The organism is Opitutaceae bacterium, assembly GCA_041395105.1.
Taxonomy (GTDB): domain Bacteria; phylum Verrucomicrobiota; class Verrucomicrobiia; order Opitutales; family Opitutaceae; genus B12-G4.
The window spans coordinates 1,470,129-1,488,971 of the sequence record JAWLBB010000001.1; the positions used below are offsets into that span (position 1 = coordinate 1,470,129).

Below are 18,843 nucleotides of genomic sequence, written 5' to 3' on the forward strand. Positions count from 1 at the left end.
CAGTCCGTTCCGGTAGGGCGCGATCCCGCTGAGCGGGAGCGCGCCTCGAGGCATCCGGTCCTTCGTCCTCCAAGGCCGGGATGGAACTCGATACTCCATTCCAATCCGTTCGGGTAGGGCGCGACCGCTGGCGCGCCTCAAGGAATCCGGCCACAATTCATTCGGAGGGCCAATCTCCGCATCGGCCACCCAAAGCATCCCGCCTTCCATCCCGGACGGGGGTGTAATTGCGGAAGTTGTCAGCGCTTCGACGGCGCGCCCAGCGGTTACGCCCTACCCTCAGGTCGATCGGGTAGGGACGGACCGCCGGGCCGTCCGCCCTGAGAATCCCTCAACACCAGATCCATTGACAACTTTCGCAATCACACCCCCCCGGAACAACCGGCTTCCCTTTCCTCAACCGACGTTGTCATTTCTTATCTTTACTTAACAACCTAAAGTAGTATAGATAAGAATGGTGAACGCATCAGCCCTGGATACCGACGCGCAGGAAACCGCACCCGACCTGGAATCGTCCAGTGCGGAGGAGCGGATCGGGTGGGCGGCGAATACCTTTGGGGACGGCCTCGTCATGACGACCAGCTTCGGGGTTCATTCGGCGGTCATGCTGCACCTGGTCACCCGGCTCCTTCCCAAGATCCCGGTCATCTTCATCGATACCGGTTATCATTTCCCGGAGACTTATCGTTTTGCCCGCGATCTGGGCCATCGCCTGAATCTCAACCTGCGCAAGTTCGTCCCTTTGACCACCGCGGCCGAGCAGGAGGCGCTGGAAGGTCGCCTCTGGGAGCACGGGATCAAGGGTCTGAAGCGCTACAATTTCATCAACAAGGTCGAGCCGATGGAAAGGGCCGTGCGCGAGCTTGGTGCGACCGCCTGGCTGGCCGGATTGCGCCGCGAACAGGCGTCCAGCCGGAGTGCCCTGCCGGTCGTGCAGAAACAGAACCGGATGACCAAGATCCATCCGATCATCGACTGGGATGCCCGCCGGATGCACCGCTACCTGGTCGAGAACGATCTGCCCTACCATCCGCTCTGGGATCTCGGGTATGTCTCGGTCGGCGACTGGCACAGCACGACCAGATTGCTCGACGGAATGTCCGAGGAGGAGACCCGCTTCAACGGCTTGAAGCGCGAGTGCGGCCTCCACGAGGAAAGCGGCCGGGTCGATTTCCAGATCTGAGTGGGCGAAGCGGGCCCCGGCTCCGGAGATCTTGTCTATTTGATGGCGTAAACCTCAACGAGCGAGATGCCGGTGCTGTTGCCAGCTCCTGATACTTTGGCCGTGTACGGTCCGGGCTGGAGCCAGAGTACGAGGGCGGCATCCAGGGAGCCTTCGGTCAGATCGAACGCACCAACCGATGCAAAGACTTCCGAGATGGCGGCACCGTCCGATCCCGGATCCGAATCCCAGTTGTCGCTGGTATGGATGATCTGGTTGTCCTTGTTGTAGACGGTGAGAACGGGATCTGCCAGAATACCGGGGCCAGTGAGGGCACCAGCAACCCGAGTTGGGGACCCACTCCACGGATCAGCACCTGCACCGGAAGACTGGGGTCCCCATTCGGGTCGGGACCTACGACAAAACCGGCTATCATTTTGTTCGCTCCCGTACCTACCACTCCCCGCATGGAAATGTTGATCAGGTTGATGGTGGGTGAACCGGGATTGAGATCATCGGCGTCGTAGACCTCGACAAGGGAAATCCCAGTCGCGTTGCCGACGCCGCTGATCCGGGCGGTGTACAAACCGTCGACGAGGTCGACCAGTACGGCCGAATCCTTTGAACCATCTGAGAGCGTGTAGGCACCGACCCGGTTGCTTACCGCAATGAGTTCGGTAGCTGCGGCATTGGCGCCCCAGTCATCATTGGATTCGACTTCAACGCCTTGCAGGGTTCGGATCAGTAGTTGTGGATCAACCAGATGCACGTCTTCATTGAGCCCAAAGTCCTTCAGTTGCGGACCGAGCGCACGGATCAGGATTGACTTCGACCCGGTCCCCTCGGTCTTGAAACCGGCGATCATGACATCGGGAGGCAGCCCCACGTTGCCCCGCATCGAAATGTTGGACAGATGGGGACGCGGAGCAGTGGAACCCGCGATATAGCCGCCCAATTCGCCCCCCCCGCCGCCGGGCTCCGTGAACGAGCCAAGCACGGTCCCGTTGGCTTGGGAAAACTGCAGATCGATGTCGATGCCCTGAGCGGTCCTGTTGACCAGTCGACCGTCTCCGTCGACCACCCCGATGGCGGCGTCCATGTCCGTCCCGTCGTCCGAGAGGATGAACGCATGGCCGTCCGCGCTCAGCATAATGATGATGGGGATGGGCTGTCCATTCAGGGTTGAGATTTGGATGACTCCTGCCATGGAGGCGAAAGGTCCCTCCGGATCGGAACGGGTTCCGGAAAAAGGGATTCCTCCCACCTTCCCGACCAGCCCGGCTGACGAGATTCGTCCGGTCAAACTCCCGATGGCCGCCGGGGTGCGGTTTGAGGCGGGGAAGAGGACATCACCGAAAAGCTCGGGTGCCGACAGACTGAACGTTCCGTCGTCTCCGATCTCAATACCGGTTTCAAGGAGTCCCTCTCCGGTATCGCCAAGGTGGAGACCGATGGTGGCTTTCCGATCGCCGTCAACCACGACGCCGATGGCTCCGGACTCTCCGCCGATCGACGCGAAGTAGATCCCTTCGGCCACAGCCGCCGATGCGGTCAAGGTGGCGTCGTTGCTGACGCTGGTGCCGTTCGTGTCCGTCACCTCCACCCGATAGGTGCCGACATCATCGAGTTCGACGGCCTCAACGGCATAGGTGGCGTCGGTCGCCCCTTCGATCGTCACGTCGTCAAGAAACCACTTATAGGAGAGATCCCCCTCGCCGGTTGCCGTCACACTGAAGCTGACCGTGTCGCCGAATTCCGCTTCCAGGCTGTCCGGCTGGTCCGAGATTGCCGGTCCGGTCGGTTCCACCATTACCGGCATGCTGAGGTCGCCGTATTCGAGCCGAATTGTCCCGGTCCCATAGCCCCAGATGCCATACTCTCCGGCCTGCGGATTCGTCAAAATGCCCGCGGCATCCCCGGATCCGGCAGCAACGCTTATCAGGCCGAGGTTCATGGCTGCGTCTGAGAGATCCATTGCCAGGAAGTTGGTTTCCCAGTCGTTGTTCTGGATGTACTTGATCGTGCCGATTCCGGTCAGGTATTGACTGACCTCGAGGCTGGGGTCCGCGTCGCCTCCCGCGCCGAGAGCCGGGCCGAGAGCGCGGAAGAGATACCGGTCGGCCTCACCACTTCCCTCGGCCAGGGTCACGAAAGCACTGTAGTAGGCCTCGTTTACGCTCTTCGAACTTGCCTGGACGGCCGCGTAACCGAGGGGACCGGTGGCCAGAACGCTGAGACGGACCTGCCCTTCCGCAGCATCTTTTCCGGTAACCTCGACAAAGTAGTCGCCGGCGGGCAGGTTCACGTAGAGCGCCGCATCCTTGCTGCCCTCTGCGAGGGCGTAGAACGTCATGGCCGCCTCATGCGCGTCAAGCAGGGCCGTCTTCTGGGCTCCGGTGAGCCCGGTCTCCCAATCGTCGCTGGCAGACAGGAGGGTGGCAGATGACGAGACCGGTACGGGTGTATCCGGTGATCCCTGGTGGAGTTCGACCACCGGGTCGCTGAGGACGTCGATGCCGCCGAAGTTGTCAAAGAGGGCCGGTCCCAGTGCTTCGATCAACACGTCGCTTGTTTCGCCGAGGCGGAAAAAGACCAGGACAGTCTCACCAGACTTGAGCCTGACCAGGCTGGTGATGCCGTTGGTCTGGGCGTGGAGAATTGGGAGGATCAAGATGGACAGAACGGTCCACAGAAACGAACGGAATCTCATGAGGCACACGGGGTAAACTGTTGGGGCGTAACAGGGTCGGAGTCCATTACTCCTCCCCCTCCGGCGGTCAGACTAGAGCACAACATCTGCCATTGTCACCTGAAATCGCCCCCGATTTCGGCATCAAGTACGCAAAAAGGCCGCCCCGAAATGAGGGCGGCCCTTGGAAAGAGGAGTTCTCCCGAAATCAGGCGGCCTTGGTGACCTTGCCGGCCTTGAGCGCCTTGACGCTGACCCAGATGCGCTTGGTGCCGCCATTGGCGGTCACGACCTTCACCTTCTGCACGTTCGGCTTGAACTTGCGCTTGGTCACCTTGGTGACGTGCGTTCCGATACCGCCGCTCTTCTTGGTCTGTCCCTTGCGGTGGATCTTGCTGCCGGTGGTGGGGCGTTTGCCCGTGATTTCACAAATGCTGGCCATGATGGAAAGTGTTAAAAGGACCACGGATTAGAGAGTCAGCCGAACTGATGGCAAGAGAAAAGAAGAAGGAAAGACGGAACCGGAGTCGGTGCGGTGCGATTTCGTCGCTCCGCCGGCGGGTCACAGCCTCCGGCCGTGCAGGACCTGGAACTTCTGGCCCATCAGTCCGGGGTGAAGGAGCGTCTTGAGCTGGCTGTGGCCGGGACTGAGCGGCCCGGCGGGGCCGGCGATGATCCCGTGGATGACGTCCCGGGCGTGGTGCATGAAGAACCCCTCCTGGCTCTCAACCCGAACCTCTTCAAACCGGTTCTGTCTGAGTATGTCCTCCATCCAGTCCCAGCAGATATGGCAGGTCAGGTCCTGTTGGCCGGGCTCGGCCAGAAGATCGTTCTCCATCCGGTGATTCCTGTAAGCGCGTCCGGTGCCCTCCGGAAAATCCCGGGCGAGCGCCGTCCAGCTCTTGCCGTAATCGGCGGCGATCACGATTCCCTGCCAGCCCCCGCTGACCTGGCCGAGCAGGAGATCGGCGGCCGCGATCGGAAGGTCGATGACCGTGCCCTCGGCCGAATCGGTCGGGAGTTGATCGAGCCTCTGCCGGACCGGGGGTGAGACCTTCTCCATCTCTGTCCAGACCGGAACCCCATCCCTCAGGGTGACTCCGGATTCGATCCACGTCCCACCTCTCCTCACCACCCGGTGAAAGGGTTGGGCATCGTAGAGCTCATTGGAGAAAAGGATTGAATGCGTCGGCCACTCGACCACTTCGCCGAAACGGACAACGCGGAAATCCCGAAATCCGGAAAGGGCTTCGGGGAGGAGCCCCCCGCCGGGCTCAGCCCCCACTTCGACGAAGACAAAATCCGCCGGATCCCGTCCTCCCAGGAGGTTCACGGCCGCGGCGGCGATCAGGGCGGAGAAGACCTCCCGGAAGGATTCGGCAGTAAAAAAATCCGCCTGGGCCTGCCGGGCCACCCGCTCCCGATTCTGCCGGTAGTAGCCGCAGACCGGGTCGTAAAGGGCCAATTCCATGAATTCGGCGAAAGACAGGGCCGTCCGGCCGTCGAGGCGGCTGAAAAAACGCTCCGCAAACGATGCAGGAGGATCCAAAAAAGAAGAAGCCATTTACAAGAAAGAGGATTTGGGCAAAGCTGGAGCATGTTCAAACGCCTTTTGCTGGTGGCGGCGGTTTCCTTTGCGGTCGGCCAGATCCTGGTTTTCGGGATCCGGTTTGTCCAGGACCGCAGCGTCTTCCCGTCCTGGGAAGCCCATCGGCAGGCGGATCAGATCGAGGATGTCCTGCGCATTGTCAGCGACAATTACGTCCGGGAGGTCGATGCATCCTACGAAAAGCTCTCCGACGCCGCCCTCAAGGGCATGCTCCGGTCCCTCGATCCCCATTCCGAATACATGTCGGAAAAGGAATTCCGCGACCTGCACGCCGAAACAAGCCAGGAATTTGGCGGGATCGGGGTGCAGATCGAAATGCAGGCCGGTCATTTGACAGTGGTGGCCCCGATCGCAGGTACTCCCGGAGAAAAGGCGGGTCTGCTCCGCGGAGACCAGATCGTCCGGATCGATGACCGGGCGGTCAGCGGCCTGACGATGAACGATTGTCTCGACCTGCTCCGGGGACGGCCGGGCAGCGCAGTGGAGCTCGGGATCGAGCGGCCGCGTTCGGGCGAGTCCTTTGACCGCCGGATTGTCCGGGAAATCATCATGGTCGACAATGTGCGGGACGTCCGGATGTTGACCGAATCGATTGGATACGTCCGCATCATCCAGTTTGGTGAGCGGACCGGCGATGAGTTTCTGGACGCACTCAGGAAGCTCGAAGGGAGCGGGATGAAGGGCCTCGTCATCGACCTGAGGGACAATCCGGGAGGCCTCCTCGATGCGGCGGTTGAGGTCGCGCAGCCCTTCTTTGATCGTGGCGAATTGATCGTCTACACGGAGGGCAGAGCCCCCGGCTCACGGATGGAGATCAAGTCGAAGAACCGCCAGGCCCGCCGCGACCTGCCGGTGGCGGTGCTCGTCAATTCCGGTAGCGCGAGCGCCTCGGAGATTGTCGCCGGAGCACTCAAGGATACCAAGCGAGCGGTGGTGGTGGGCGAGACTTCCTTCGGCAAGGGTTCGGTGCAGACCATTCTGCCGTTGCGAAACAACGATGCGGTCCGGTTGACCACGGCCCTCTACTTCACCCCGGGAGGCCAGACCATCCACGGGAAAGGCGTCAGTCCGCATATTCCGGTGACGCTGAGCACTGAAGACGACCGCAAACTGACGATCCAGCGCAATCGGATGGAAGGACTGACCGAGGCGGAATTCGAGGAGCAATTCGGGTTCGCCCCGATCCGCGATCGTCAGCTCGGGGCCGCTCTCGACGCCCTCCGGGGCCTGATCCTCAGCGAGATGATCCTGCCGCCCGTCGGTAAGGATGTCTGAGAGATCTCCCGATTGACCCGTGGAAGAGGCCTCTGCCATCCGCCTTTCGGATGGCTTCAAGAGACCGGAGGACCGCGACACAGCGCGGTGGCGACATCCGGATTCTCAGGATTGGTTGTAGCCACGCCGCTGTGTCGGTGTTCCCGAAAGAAAACGGACACCATGACCCAGCGCGGTGGCGACATCCGGATTCTCAGGATCTGTTGTAGCAACGCCGCTGCGTCGGCGTTCCCGATTCGCAGAGAAATGGTTGTCCTGTCCACCCGCAATTCCGGATTCACATCCGGCCTTGGAGGGGTCAGGGTTTGCGGTTCATGCAAATTGACGAAGAGCACGATTCGGATGGCGCGCTCGATGGGCTCATACTGGCCATCGAGACCTCCTGCGACGAATCCGCGGTCGCGCTCTTTCATGGATTGCGCGGCCTGGAGAAGGAATGGATCAGCAGCCAGATCGAATTGCACGGCGCCTACGGCGGAGTGGTTCCCGACCTGGCCAGTCGTGAACACCTGACCAATCTGCCTCTCCTCCTCGAAGAGGTAAGCGAGAATCTTGGTCCGATCCGCCGACCCCGGGCGATAGCCGTCACCCAGGGGCCCGGACTGGCCGGCTGCCTGGCCATGGGTCTTTCGGCCGGGAAGGCACTTGCCCTGGCCTGGAATTGTCCGCTCTTTGCGATCAACCACCTCCGGGCCCATGCCTTCTCCCCTTTCATCGAGGTTCATCGCGGGGATCCCCGGGGATTTCCGGATCGCCTCCAGCGTCTCCTCCCGCATCTCGGCCTCGTGGTCAGCGGTGGCAACACATTGTTGATCCGGCTTGATCAAGGTCCGGTCATCACCCTGCTCGGCGGTACTGTTGACGACGCCGCCGGGGAGGCCCTTGACAAGGGGGCGAAACTCCTGGGTCTCGGCTACCCGGGAGGGCCGCTCATCGAGCGGGCGGCCGTGAGCGGGAAGGCCGATGCCGTGACCTTCCCCCGCGCCCTCCTGCGGGCCGGAAATCATGACTTCAGCTTCTCCGGTCTCAAGACCAGCCTTCGTTATCGAATCGAAAAAATGGATACCGAAGAGGTCACGGCGGCGCTTGCCGATCTCTGCGCCGGCTATCAGGAGGCGGTCGTTGACGTGCTCGCCCGCAAAGTGGCGGCCGGCCTGGCGGACGGAGAATTCCGCAGCATCGGTCTTTCCGGCGGTGTCGCGAATAACCGATCGCTGCGCTCACGCCTCGAAGGAGTCGCAGCCGACGCCGGCGTTGCTTTTCTTGCCGCCCTTCCACGGCATACCGGGGACAACGCCGGGATGATCGCTTTCGCGGCCTGGATGGAGCGCTCCCGGCTGGAGGCCGCCGAAGACTTCGCCGCGACCATCCGACCCGGAGTGGGGATCGAGGACTGAGCCCTTGCTTTCCCGCAGCGGCCGCGCCGGTCTCTGGTCCCGGGCCTCGTCCCGGCCTCAGGTTTCTTCCGTCTCGGGGAAGTCCGCCCGGGTGGTCAGGAGGCTGCTCTTGAGACCGGGCAAATATTCCGAGAAATCACTGCCCTCGGCGGTCTGGCGCAGTGCCCGCTGGACCATGCCCATCCGGGCGTCGAGATTGTCGATCATGGAGACAAAGACCGCCTCGGGAGTGGCCGCCATGACGGCCGCACCCCATTCGAGCTCGCCCTGGTGACTGAGGATGATGTGTTCAAGGCGCTCAAGCAGATCGGGCTCGAGCCTGGCTGTCAGTCCCGCCTTGCGGACCAGCCGATAGCCCAGAACCACGTGTCCCTGCAGGAGCCCGCTGCGGGTCTTTCTGAAGGCGAGGGTGCCTTCGTATTCGAGGGCCTTGCCGACGTCGTGGAGAAGCACGCCGGCCAATGCCAGGTCGGCATCAACTTCCGGGTAGAGTGGCAGGAGAGCGAGGCAGGCCTTTCCCATGTGGACCGTGTGCTCCAGCAGGCCGGATCGGTAGGCATGGTGCATGGAAACTGCGGCCGGCAGGCGAAAGAACCGTTCCCCCAGCTCATCAATGACCATCCGGACCGTTTCCCGGAGTTTGGGATGACTGATCGCCGCCATCAGATCGGCGAAGGCTTTGCTGAGCTCTTCCTGGGATTCGGCAGGAGTCTCGACCAGCTGGTCGGTCCATCCGCCGGCCTCGATGGCCTCGTCGGTCAGGGGAGTGGCGGCGGTCAGGCGCGGCGAGAATCGGCCCTGGTAGTGCTCGACCTTGCCCTCGAGCTGAACGGAGATCCCCTCGGCACTCTCCCGGAAGAGCGCGAAGAGCGTATGGTCGGAGAAACAATTGGCGGTGAAGGAACCGGTGCGGTCGCCGAATTCGATGCTCAGGAAGACGTTGTCATTGCGGGCGGTCCGCTCGGTAACCTTGCGGACGATGAGCACGGCACGAAAGACGGTTCCGTCTGCGAGTGCCGGTGATTTGAGTTCCGCTGCGGTCAGCATGTCCGAAGCCATGAGGCGTCCTCCCGGGCTCAGAAATCGTCCTTCGGGCGATCGCCCTTCGCCGCCCTGGATTCGTCCGATCGGTCTCCGCCGGCCTCGGATTTCGGCTTGCGGGGGCCGCGTCGCCGCCGTCGCGGTTTCTTGGCCGCTTCGCCGCTTGCTTGCGGGCCGGACGAACGGGGTGGGGTGGTTTCAGGTCCGGAGGCCGCCTCGGCCGTTTCTTCCGAAGCACCCCGGGTTGATTCATCGACCGGAGTCGCATTGTCCCCGGCCGCCGGTGGTTTCCGTTTCCGACCGCGGCCGCGTTTGGTCCGTGCCGGTCGCGAGTCCTCCGAGGGCGGGGGAGAGACGGGAGCTTCGCTTCGTTCCACCGCAACCGGGGTCCCGGGCGCGTCAAGCTCGATGTTGGGTGCCGCCGACTCTTCGGGCGGGGTCGAACGGGCGGTCGGGGTCCGGTTGGGTTCCGGCCGTGGAGGCGGCAGTGCCTCGCCCCGCCGGAGGGCATCGTGGCGCTTCACCAGATCGGAGAAAGCGCGGAAGCGCGGATGAGTGGCGTCGGCCAGCATGCTGTAGAAGACCGTCTCGGCAGGCAGAATATGGGTGCCGCTCCGCGTCAGCGACGGGAGGATGAAGGCATCATCCTCCGGGCGCCGTGAAGCCAGGCAATCGCTGAGCAGGGTTGTATCCAGGTCAAGATCGACCGCCTGCAGTGCCGTCTGGTAGATGCAGACAGGTGTCTCCAGGCCGCATACGAGAAGGTGGTAGATGTTGAGCTCCCGCAGATAGTCCTGAAGTCCATTTGCCTGGAGGGCCGAGAAACTCGACTTGCGGAAGACCCGGGCGTTCGGGGCCAGTCGCCGCAGGGACGGCAGCGTCGGTCCGAGCTTCTCGGGAACCTGCTCGGTGAAGATGACACGGATATTGAAAATCCGGGCCGCTTCAAGGGCGAAGGCCACCCGATCGGTGAAGGCCTCCCCGTCCGCCATGACCGGGAGCAAACGCTCCTGGACATCGAGAACGAGCAGGGCGACGGCGTCGAGAAGGTGGTCGTTTTCTTGGGCTCCCTTGGACATCTGCCGAAGTGTGGATTCGTCCCGATCGAGGACAAGACAATTGAGGGAGAGCCGTTTCGGCTTGGCGAACGGATCAGGGGTGAATGATTCCGACTCAAGCGGTCTTCAGGGCGGATCAGCGGGTGTAGACGCGGCGGTCTCTTGCCGCGAATCCTCGTCGGAACGCCCCAAGAGACTGGGGCGACTAGACCAGACAAACCAGGAAGTGGGGAAACGGAACCGGACCTTCTGACGATCGAACGCTCCGGCGGGTCTATGGGAAATACGCCTTCGCGGCGGGCACCTGGATGATTTCCATGTCCGGGAGAATGCAGGCGGTCAGTTTCCCACCGAGGACACAGGCCGTGTCGATGCCCAGCGACGAGGGGGTCCGGTAAATCTCCGGTCGCGGCGTGTGGCCGTAGATGACAAAGGGCGGACCGGACCAGAAATCGGCCCAGACCGGGGCATCGGGTGCCTTGGACCGGCGCTGCGGCCGGCCCGCCGCGTCGATCGTCTGGATCTCCGTGATGACGCTGCGCGGCTGGGTCTGCCAGGCCTGGTGCGGGTGGAAGCCTCCGTGGACGAGAACCGTATCCAATTTGCGGATATAAATGCGGTCTTTCATTCCGGTGAGGTAGGCCCAGTCCTCATCGGCCAGCTGTTTGATCGTCGTGTAGTCGTGCGGCTTGAGGTTTCGGGTCTGTCCGGTATTGTGGTAATGGAGCAGGCGGACCTCGTGGTTGCCGATCAGGGACTGCGCCTTGAGGTCGCGGGCCATCCGGACGACGGCCCGGCTGTCGGGTCCGCGATTGACCAGGTCGCCCAGGAAGATGATCCGGTCGCGCGGCCTGGGGTTGGCGCGGGTGATGAGTTGCTCGAGCTCACGCGCACAGCCGTGGACGTCACCGATGGCAATGATCCTCTTTGGCTCCTTTTCGATCATGGGATTTCTTGGGAGAGCCGGATCATCTGCAAGGCGAAAAAGCGGGTGGCTCCGGCTCTTCCTGATGATTTGCCTCGCGCCGGGAAAACCGGGCACGTTAGATCGCCTTCCAATATGGAATTGAGTCTCCAATCGATTGCCCCGGAATGCCACCTCACCCGCGTGCCGTTTGCGCAAGGGGATCGGATCATCAGCGCCCTGGTGCAGTTGCCGGACGGCGATGTCCGGCGGATCGATCTGCTGGAATCCGCGGAACCATCGATGGAGTGGCCGGGGGAACTGCTCTGTCGCTGGACGGTGGTCTATGAGCCGGAGCCGCCGGCGGAAAACCTCGAGCAGACGATGCGCCTGACCGCAGCCAACCTTTTCTTCGAGTTGACCGCGGTCGGAGAGGATCTCCCGGCGGAGAACTCGGCTCTGGTCCAGTTCCTCGCCCTCATGCTGGAGCGGAAACGGGTGCTGCGGCCCAAGGGGCTTTCCGATGATGGGCGGTGGAAGCTCTTTGAGCACGGTCCAGAGAAGGCGCTTCACCGGGTCCCGGTCGGCGAAGTTTCCTCGGAGTCATTGCTCGCCATTCGTGATCAGCTGGAAGCCGTCCTCGGCGTCACCCCGACCTGATGGTGGAGGGCGGTGCTCCCGCGCCGCCGACCCTGACATCCGGTCCTTCCCCCGCAGGACCCTTCAGATCCTCATGGGAATCCCCCGCCGGGCGAGGAACCGCTTGGTCTCCGGAATGGAAAACGTGCCGAAGTGGAAAATCGAGGCGGCGAGAACCGCACTGGCCCCTCCTTTTTCGAGAACCTCCGCAAGGTGTTCCAGGGTGCCGGCTCCACCCGAGGCGATGACCGGAACCTCGACTGCATCGGCGATCCTTCGAGTCAGTTCGATGTCGTAGCCCACCTTGGTGCCGTCGCGATCCATCGACGTCAGCAGGATCTCCCCGGCTCCGAGCGAGACCCCCTTCTTCGCCCATTCGACGGCGTCGAGCCCGGTGGGACGACGCCCCCCGTGGGAGTAGACCTCCCACCGGTCCGTCCCGGGCGTGCGCTTGGCATCGATCGCCAGGACGATGCATTGGTTGCCGAAACGCCGTGCGGCCGAGGCGATCAGGTCGGGATCGGCCAGGGCCGCCGAGTTCAGGCTGACCTTGTCGGCGCCGGCGTGCAGCATAGAGGTGATGTTCTCGAGGTTTCTCAGGCCGCCGCCCACGGTGAGAGGCATGAAGCACTGCGAGGCGGTCTCCTCAACCACGTGGTGCATGATCTGCCGGTTGTCGGAGGAGGCCGTGATATCGAGGAAAACGAGTTCGTCGGCGCCCTGCGCATCGTAGGCCTTGGCACAGTCGACCGGATCGCCGGCATCCCGCAGCTCGAGGAAGCGGACACCCTTGACCACCCGGCCGTCGGTCACGTCAAGACAGGGAATGATGCGTTTGGAAAGCATGGCGGGTGGTCGGAAACAAACCGTAGTAGACTACGTTTGGTTTTCGGCGTCAAAACAAACCGTAGTTTACTACGTAGGGTTCTTGAGCAAAAAGGGGGGGAGTTCCATCTTGGGGGCCGATCAACGCATCCGGTCGCGGCCTGCTCTCGCGGGTCCCTGCAGCGGCGTGCGGACGGCATCCCATCCCTGCTCCGGCCTTCACCCCCCGATCGGGACGATGTCGGGATCGAAGGAGACCGTCAGGCGATAGACATGCCCCGGGCGCATGATCAGGGGATGATCGCGAACCAGGCTCTGGAGATAGTGAATGTTGCCGTAGGCGCTGCGGTAGGCCGGGTTGTTGGTGACAACGTCCGTTTCATCCCAGACCCCCTGGAAGTCGTCCTTGAGGACGGCGCAGCGCAGACCCTCGGGCCCAAGCGTGGGGGAGGAATCCAGCCGGTAGGTCGAATGCGGTCCCCCGATGGCGAGCATGTAGCGGAAGTGGTCGAGGCGAACCTGGGATTTGACCGTGAAGATGAAGTCGCTGGTCACCTTGTTGCCGGCGAAGGTCCAGCTGACCTTGCAGTTCCCGATGCCCGAGATGACCTTCTCCTCGGTATTGATCAACTCGGGCTGTTCATAGCGGAAGTAGAAGGAATTGCGCATTCCCAGACCGGTGACACAGCGGCGGCCGTAGAAAGCCGGAATGAACTTGTTCTCTCCGATGGTCAGCTCAGGGAGCATGATCGGCAGGTAGACATTGCTCGGCCAGTCAAAGACACCCGGGGAGTGGGGAAAGGTCAGGTGATCCGCCGTGAGTCTGGCGCCGGAACTGGTCAGGGGCATCTGGATATGCAGACCGGACTCGGGATTGCGGTAGAGAAAGACGCCCTGTTCCTTGCGGTTGGACTTGTCGAAGATGACGAAACGTCCGGCCACGCGGGCCTCTTCGCCCGTTCCGACCGCCGGCGTGGGGATCGTCTTGGCGAGACGGGACCATTGGCAGAGGTAGCGCGCGCCGTCGAAATTGGCCATCCGCGTGGTGTGGTTGACCGCAGTGGTCCGCTCCGCATCCCGGATGACGAGATACCCGTGTTCCTGGTCGAGGTAGGTGACGAAAAAGAAGTAGAAGAGCCGCCGGAGGATTTCGTAGTACTGGGTCCTCTGCTCGTCGGGAATCCAGTTGTCGCGGAACGACTGCATCAGAAGGCTGATGCAGTGCATCTGGCCGTAGGCTCCGCCGTGGCTGCTGAATGACCAGCCGAGACCGTCCTGGCGTACCAGATCGGGCAGCATCTTCACATACTTCTCGGCGAAGGTCCTCAGGCTGGGGAGCTTCCGGTCGCGCAGGCTCTGATTGGAGTGGAGCTGCAGGGCCTGGCGGATGAAGACAAACGACATCACCCCGTAAAGGTTGAAAGCGCCTCCTAGGCCATCGGAATGGTCGTCGAAGAAATTGGCTGAACTGGTCTCCTGAATCCGCTCAATGAACCGCTCGATCAGCCGCCCGGTCTCATCCTTCTTGGAGAGCCCGAGGCTGAAACGGGCCACCGCCTTCGAAATGTTGAAGACCTGCCAGTGGTTGTTGTAATCGCTGCGATGGAGCAGGAGTTTGTCGAGGCGCTGGCGGGTTTCGTCGACCAGGCGTTCCCAGACCGGATTGCGCTCCTTGGACGGGCCGAAGGAGAGCAGGCCGAGAGCCGCGTAGGACAGGCCGTTTTCTTCCGCCGGCTCGTAGAAGGCCTGGGCGGTGATGCAGCGTGCGGCGAGGTCGACCAGGTCGATCCCGTTCAGGGTCGTTTCGCCGGTGGCGCGGAAGTATTCGCCGATGGCCAGTGCCGCATGCCCCGGTTCATCGGCTCGTGGCTGTTCACCGGCGACCGGCGAAATTGTGCCATCCTGGTTGATCGAGTCCAGATTATGACCAAGCATGGACTTGGCCATGTCGAGGCACTGTTCGGAAAAGTTCTGCATGAACGGGTTTGTGGCGTGGCGTCGGATCCCCTCAAAAAGCCGTAAACGGCACAGGGAAAACCCCTTTTGTTTCTGTTTCTCCTGCGTTGATCAAGCGTGAATTTCTGAGGCAGCCCCTGAGGTTCGAGAGAAAGCCCCTGCCAGTGCTAGCGGGTAATCAGCCGGATGAATTCGTCGTTGTTCTTGGTCTTGGACAGGCGGGTGACCATGGTTTCGGCCGCATCCTCAATCCTCAGAGGCACGAGGGCCCGGCGGAAGAAGTGGATGGCCTCAAGCCTCGCCGCATCGATGAGGAGTTCCTCGCGGCGGGTTCCGGAGGAGGCGATGTTCATGGCGGGAAAGATGCGCATGTCGGCGACTTTCCGGTCGAGGACCATCTCCATGTTGCCGGTCCCCTTGAATTCCTGAAAAATCATCTCATCCATGCGGCTGCCGGTCTCGACCAGGGCGGAGGCGATGATTGTCAGGCTGCCGGCCTCTTCGGTGTTGCGGGCGGCGGCGAAAAGTTGGCGGGGTTTTTCCAGGGCGCGGATATCCAGACCGCCGGACATGGTGCGCCCGCCGCTGGATCGGGCCGAGTTGTGCGCCCGGGCCAGTCGGGTGATCGAATCGAGCATGATCACGACATCCTTGCCCACTTCGACCAGTCGCTTGGCCCGTTCGATGGCCAGATCGGCCACCCGGAGATGGTTGGCCAGGTTCTCGTCGTTGGACGATGCCCAGACCTCGGCCGGAACGTTGCGTCGCATGTCGGTCACCTCCTCGGGACGTTCGTCCACGAGCAGCATCATGACATGGCATTCCGGGTGGTTCTCGAGCGCCCCAAGGGCGATATCCCGAAGCAAAGTCGTCTTCCCGGTCCGCGGAGGCGCGACAATCAGTCCCCGCTGACCTTTGCCGATCGGGCAGAAGAGGTCCGTCGCCCGGACCGTCATCTTGCCGTCCTTGGTCTCAAGCTTGATCTGCTCCTCCGGCGTGATGGTGGTCAGTTGCGCGAAATCCAGGAGCTTTCGGCGCTCATCGACACTCAAGCCGTCGATCGACTCGATGAAGCGGACCTTGGGGTTGGGGAAGCGGTCGTCGGCGATGGCGGAGGCCACGATGTGGTTGCCCGGCTTCATCTTGAAGCGCCGGATCAGTTCGCGGGGCACGAAAGGATCGGTCGGCCGGGGGCGGCCGTTGCGTTCGGGGTCGAGAAGGGATCCGGTCTTGTTGTTGGCAATCTCGAGGATGCCTTCGACCGTGATGCTGTTCTCGTTTTGATTCGGTTCTGTTTCGTCCATGGATCTGAGCGGAAAGCCTGATCGGAATGCGGCAAAGCACACCTGGCAGACGGGTCCGGAATCGTTCGAACTACTTGCCCGAGTGAACGCCGTTCACTAGGCTGGCAGTGCGAAAGAAATGGTGAACGACGTATCGTTCGGGGAATGAAAAACTGGTGAGGCTTGACCCGATAACTCCTTATGGCTCAATGAAGTCGCCAGGTTCCCCAATTCACTGATAGAAGGTTACCCGATGACAACTCAGAACATCACTTCCGTCGCTGGTGAGAGTAAGAAATTACAACCACCGGCTTCGTTTAAAAGCCAAGCCTCAGTTAAGAGTTTCGCAGAGTATGGTAGACTCTATGACGAGTCTGTCAATGCTCCGGAAAAATTCTGGGCGAAGCAGGCAACCGAGCTGCTCTTGTGGCGGAAACCGTGGAAGAAAGTTCTGCAATGGAAGCCTCCGTTTGCCAAATGGTTCGTCGGGGGCCAGCTCAACGTGGCTGAGAACTGCCTCGACCGGCATCTCGGGACCGCCCGGGAAAACAAGGCGGCGATCATCTTCGAGGGCGAGCCCGGCGACGTGCGCACCCTCACCTACAAGCAACTCCATCAGGAGGTCTGCCGGCTTGCCAATGTGCTCGAGGGCCTCGGACTGAAGAAGGGCGACCGGGTCGCTATCTACATGCCGATGGTTCCGGAAGCGGCCGTCGCCATGCTGGCGTGTGCCCGGATCGGTGCCATCCACACCGTGATTTTCGGTGGTTTCAGCTCCGAGGCGATCAAGGACCGGGTCAACGACTGCCAGGCCTCCCTCATCATCACGGCCGACGGCGGTTGGCGGCGCGGCAAGGTGGTCGATCTCAAGGCCAATGTCGACCGCGCGCTCGCCGGCACCTCCACGGTCAAGAACGTCATCGTCCTGAATCGGACCGGAACGAAGGTCGAAATGGTGCCCGGCCGGGACCATTGGTGGAGCGACCTGATGGCTAAGGCCTCATTCAAGCACAAACCCAAGGCCTTCGACAGCGAGACCCCTCTGTTCATTCTCTACACCAGTGGCAGCACCGGCAAGCCCAAGGGCGTCCTGCACACTTCGGGCGGCTACCTCCTCGGCACGACCATCACGTCAAAGTACGTGTTCGATCTGAAGGAGTCGGACACCTATTGGTGCACGGCGGATATCGGCTGGATCACCGGTCACAGCTACGTGGTCTACGGGATCCTCAGCTGCGGAGCCACCACCCTGATCTACGAAGGAGCACCCAACCATCCGGAACCCGACCGCTTCTGGTCGATCATCGACCGGCACAAGGTCTCCATTCTCTACACCGCGCCGACCGCCATCCGCGCCTTCATGCGCTGGGGCGACGACTACGTCAAGAAGCACGATCTGACCTCCCTCCGCCTGCTCGGAACGGTCGGCGAGCCGATCAATCCGGAGGCCTGGAAATGGTACCACCGCGTCATTGGTGGCGGACGGTGCCCGATCGTGGATACCTGGTGGCAGACGGAGACCGGATCGATCATGATCACCTCGCTCCCCGGCGCAGTCCCGATGAAGCCGGGCTCGGCCACCGTTCCGTTCTTCGGTGTGGTTCCCAAGGTTTTTGATGAGACCGGGGCGGTCGTGCCCAAGAATACGGGCGGCAAACTCGTCATCACCCATCCATGGCCGGCCATGCTCCGGACCCTCTGGAACGACGACGAGCGCTACAGGAACCAGTACTGGGGTGAGTTCAAGAACACCTACTTCACCGGCGACGGCTGCCGGCAGGACCTCGATTCCTATTTCTGGATCGTCGGTCGGATCGATGATGTGCTCAATGTGTCGGGCCACCGGCTGGGCACGGCCGAGATCGAAAGCGCTCTCGTGAGTCACCCCGACGTGGCGGAAGCCGCCGTGGTCGGCCGGCCGGATGACCTCAAGGGCAGCGCCATCGTCGCCTTTGTCACCGTGAAAAGCGGGATCCAGCCGGATGAAGCCCTCAAGCAGACCCTGCGGGCCCACGTCGCCAAGGAGATCGGAGCACTCGCCCGTCCGGATACCATCCGGTTCGCCGCGGCCCTCCCAAAAACCCGAAGCGGCAAGATCATGCGGCGACTGCTCAAGGAGATCGCGGCGGGTGGCGCCGTCACCGGCGATACCACAACCCTCGAGGACTTTGCCGTCCTCGCCACCCTGAAGTCCGAGTAGGGGCAGAAGAAAGATCGGAGATCGGCCTCCGGCCTCGAGATAGATCGAAGGTCAGAGATCGGCCTATTCCCGTGTAGCCCCGGCACTCCGTTGCCGGGGTTCCGCCGCAAATTGAAGGCCAGGCACTCCACCACCCGGCACCCTTGTGTTAAGTCGCCAGCGTCGGCACCCCAGAATCTGCACCCCAGCGCTGACTCGACCCTGAAACCCCGGCCCCTGTGCCAGTCGGCGGAGCCCCCCGCCCCGCTCCAGCCGATCCGCTCCCTTACCCATTCCGGGCTTAGGTCCAAAGCCCATTTGTAACATAATACGTTACAAACTGGATTAATTTGTTTATCACCAATAGGATAATTCATCACACTCGTGATGGGTGGCAAACGAGGCAGTCCTGCCAAACCGGCCGTAGGCGCATCTCCAGAACTCCCGCGCGGGAGTTTTGTAACCCAATACGTTACAAATCTCCGGATCGCACGGGAAAATCGAATCCACCGTGAGGAGTCGCTTGGATGCGATATGGTTTGCGCATGCTTTGGGCCCCTCTTCTCTAGACCCTCCTGCACAACGGGCCTTTGTAACGTATTATGTTACAAATTGCCTTGGAATGACGGAGTTTAGCAAGCGGTGCACGAGGAGGAGGGGTGGAAAGGACCGGAGGCCTGGGCTTCGATTGATTGAGAACGCGGGGATTTGTAACGTATTATGTTACAAATGGGTCGGGTGCTGGAGGGGTCTGAAGGGGGGCAGTATGGTCGGTTGGGGGGCGTGTTGGCGGGGAGGGGATTGTAGATTTTGGGGGATTTCGGTG

At 61.9% G+C, this 18,843-nt stretch carries 14 protein-coding genes; 5 read left to right on the forward strand and 9 right to left on the reverse strand.

The features are described 5' to 3' along the window. Positions 1–454 precede the first annotated feature (454 nt). The gene (locus R3F07_05805) at positions 455–1,183 is read left to right on the forward strand and encodes a phosphoadenylyl-sulfate reductase (protein ID MEZ5275875.1); all 729 of its coding nucleotides are present in this window, start codon (positions 455–457) and stop codon (positions 1,181–1,183) included. 157 nt (positions 1,184–1,340) lie between these two features. On the opposite strand, the gene R3F07_05810 is transcribed toward R3F07_05805, so the two are convergent. From R3F07_05810 to R3F07_05820, 3 genes are all read right to left on the reverse strand, one after another. Beyond that, complete coding sequence (locus R3F07_05810) at positions 1,341–3,833, reverse strand: hypothetical protein (protein ID MEZ5275876.1); 2,493 nt, start codon at positions 3,831–3,833, stop codon at positions 1,341–1,343. A 226-nt stretch (positions 3,834–4,059) separates the two neighbouring features. Continuing rightward, entirely contained in the window at positions 4,060–4,293 is a 234-nt protein-coding gene (rpmB, locus tag R3F07_05815) for a 50S ribosomal protein L28 (GenBank protein ID MEZ5275877.1), read from the reverse strand. 120 nt (positions 4,294–4,413) lie between these two features. Further along, positions 4,414–5,415 carry an SAM-dependent methyltransferase gene (locus R3F07_05820; GenBank protein MEZ5275878.1) on the reverse strand — a complete coding sequence of 334 codons (1,002 nt, stop codon included), beginning with the start codon at positions 5,413–5,415 and terminating at the stop codon, positions 4,414–4,416. Positions 5,416–5,448: 33 nt separating this feature from the next. On the opposite strand from R3F07_05820, the gene R3F07_05825 reads away from it, so the two are divergent. Next, entirely contained in the window at positions 5,449–6,735 is a 1,287-nt protein-coding gene (locus R3F07_05825; protein MEZ5275879.1) for a S41 family peptidase, read from the forward strand. A gap of 314 nt (positions 6,736–7,049) precedes the next feature. Beyond that, entirely contained in the window at positions 7,050–8,132 is a 1,083-nt protein-coding gene (gene tsaD, locus R3F07_05830) for a tRNA (adenosine(37)-N6)-threonylcarbamoyltransferase complex transferase subunit TsaD (protein ID MEZ5275880.1), read from the forward strand. 57 nt (positions 8,133–8,189) lie between these two features. Here tsaD and R3F07_05835 read toward each other — a convergent pair whose 3' ends face one another. The 3 genes from R3F07_05835 to R3F07_05845 form a co-directional block, all read right to left on the reverse strand. Beyond that, positions 8,190–9,191, reverse strand: a complete 1,002-nt coding sequence (locus R3F07_05835; protein ID MEZ5275881.1) for an HD domain-containing protein — start codon at positions 9,189–9,191, stop codon at positions 8,190–8,192. Positions 9,192–9,208: 17 nt separating this feature from the next. Then, positions 9,209–10,252, reverse strand: coding sequence for an isochorismatase family protein (locus R3F07_05840; protein MEZ5275882.1), 1,044 nt, complete (start codon positions 10,250–10,252; stop codon positions 9,209–9,211). Between the two features lie 253 nt (positions 10,253–10,505). Next, the gene (locus R3F07_05845; GenBank protein MEZ5275883.1) at positions 10,506–11,177 is read right to left on the reverse strand and encodes a metallophosphoesterase; all 672 of its coding nucleotides are present in this window, start codon (positions 11,175–11,177) and stop codon (positions 10,506–10,508) included. Positions 11,178–11,291: 114 nt separating this feature from the next. Here R3F07_05845 and R3F07_05850 point away from each other — a divergent pair, with 114 nt between their 5' ends. Next, positions 11,292–11,795 (forward strand): hypothetical protein, encoded by a 504-nt coding sequence (locus R3F07_05850; GenBank protein MEZ5275884.1) that lies wholly within the window; start codon positions 11,292–11,294, stop codon positions 11,793–11,795. 63 nt (positions 11,796–11,858) lie between these two features. On the opposite strand, the gene hisF is transcribed toward R3F07_05850, so the two are convergent. The 3 genes from hisF to rho form a co-directional block, all read right to left on the reverse strand. Further along, on the reverse strand, positions 11,859–12,620 hold the full coding sequence (gene hisF, locus R3F07_05855) for an imidazole glycerol phosphate synthase subunit HisF (protein MEZ5275885.1): 762 nt from the start codon (positions 12,618–12,620) through the stop codon (positions 11,859–11,861). Between the two features lie 198 nt (positions 12,621–12,818). Beyond that, on the reverse strand, positions 12,819–14,576 hold the full coding sequence (locus tag R3F07_05860; GenBank protein ID MEZ5275886.1) for a hypothetical protein: 1,758 nt from the start codon (positions 14,574–14,576) through the stop codon (positions 12,819–12,821). Positions 14,577–14,722: 146 nt separating this feature from the next. Then, on the reverse strand, positions 14,723–15,859 hold the full coding sequence (rho, locus tag R3F07_05865) for a transcription termination factor Rho (protein ID MEZ5275887.1): 1,137 nt from the start codon (positions 15,857–15,859) through the stop codon (positions 14,723–14,725). Between the two features lie 232 nt (positions 15,860–16,091). Between rho and acs the strand changes: the two genes are divergently transcribed. Then, positions 16,092–18,038 carry an acetate--CoA ligase gene (gene acs / locus R3F07_05870; GenBank protein ID MEZ5275888.1) on the forward strand — a complete coding sequence of 649 codons (1,947 nt, stop codon included), beginning with the start codon at positions 16,092–16,094 and terminating at the stop codon, positions 18,036–18,038. The last annotated feature ends 805 nt before the right edge of the window (positions 18,039–18,843 follow it).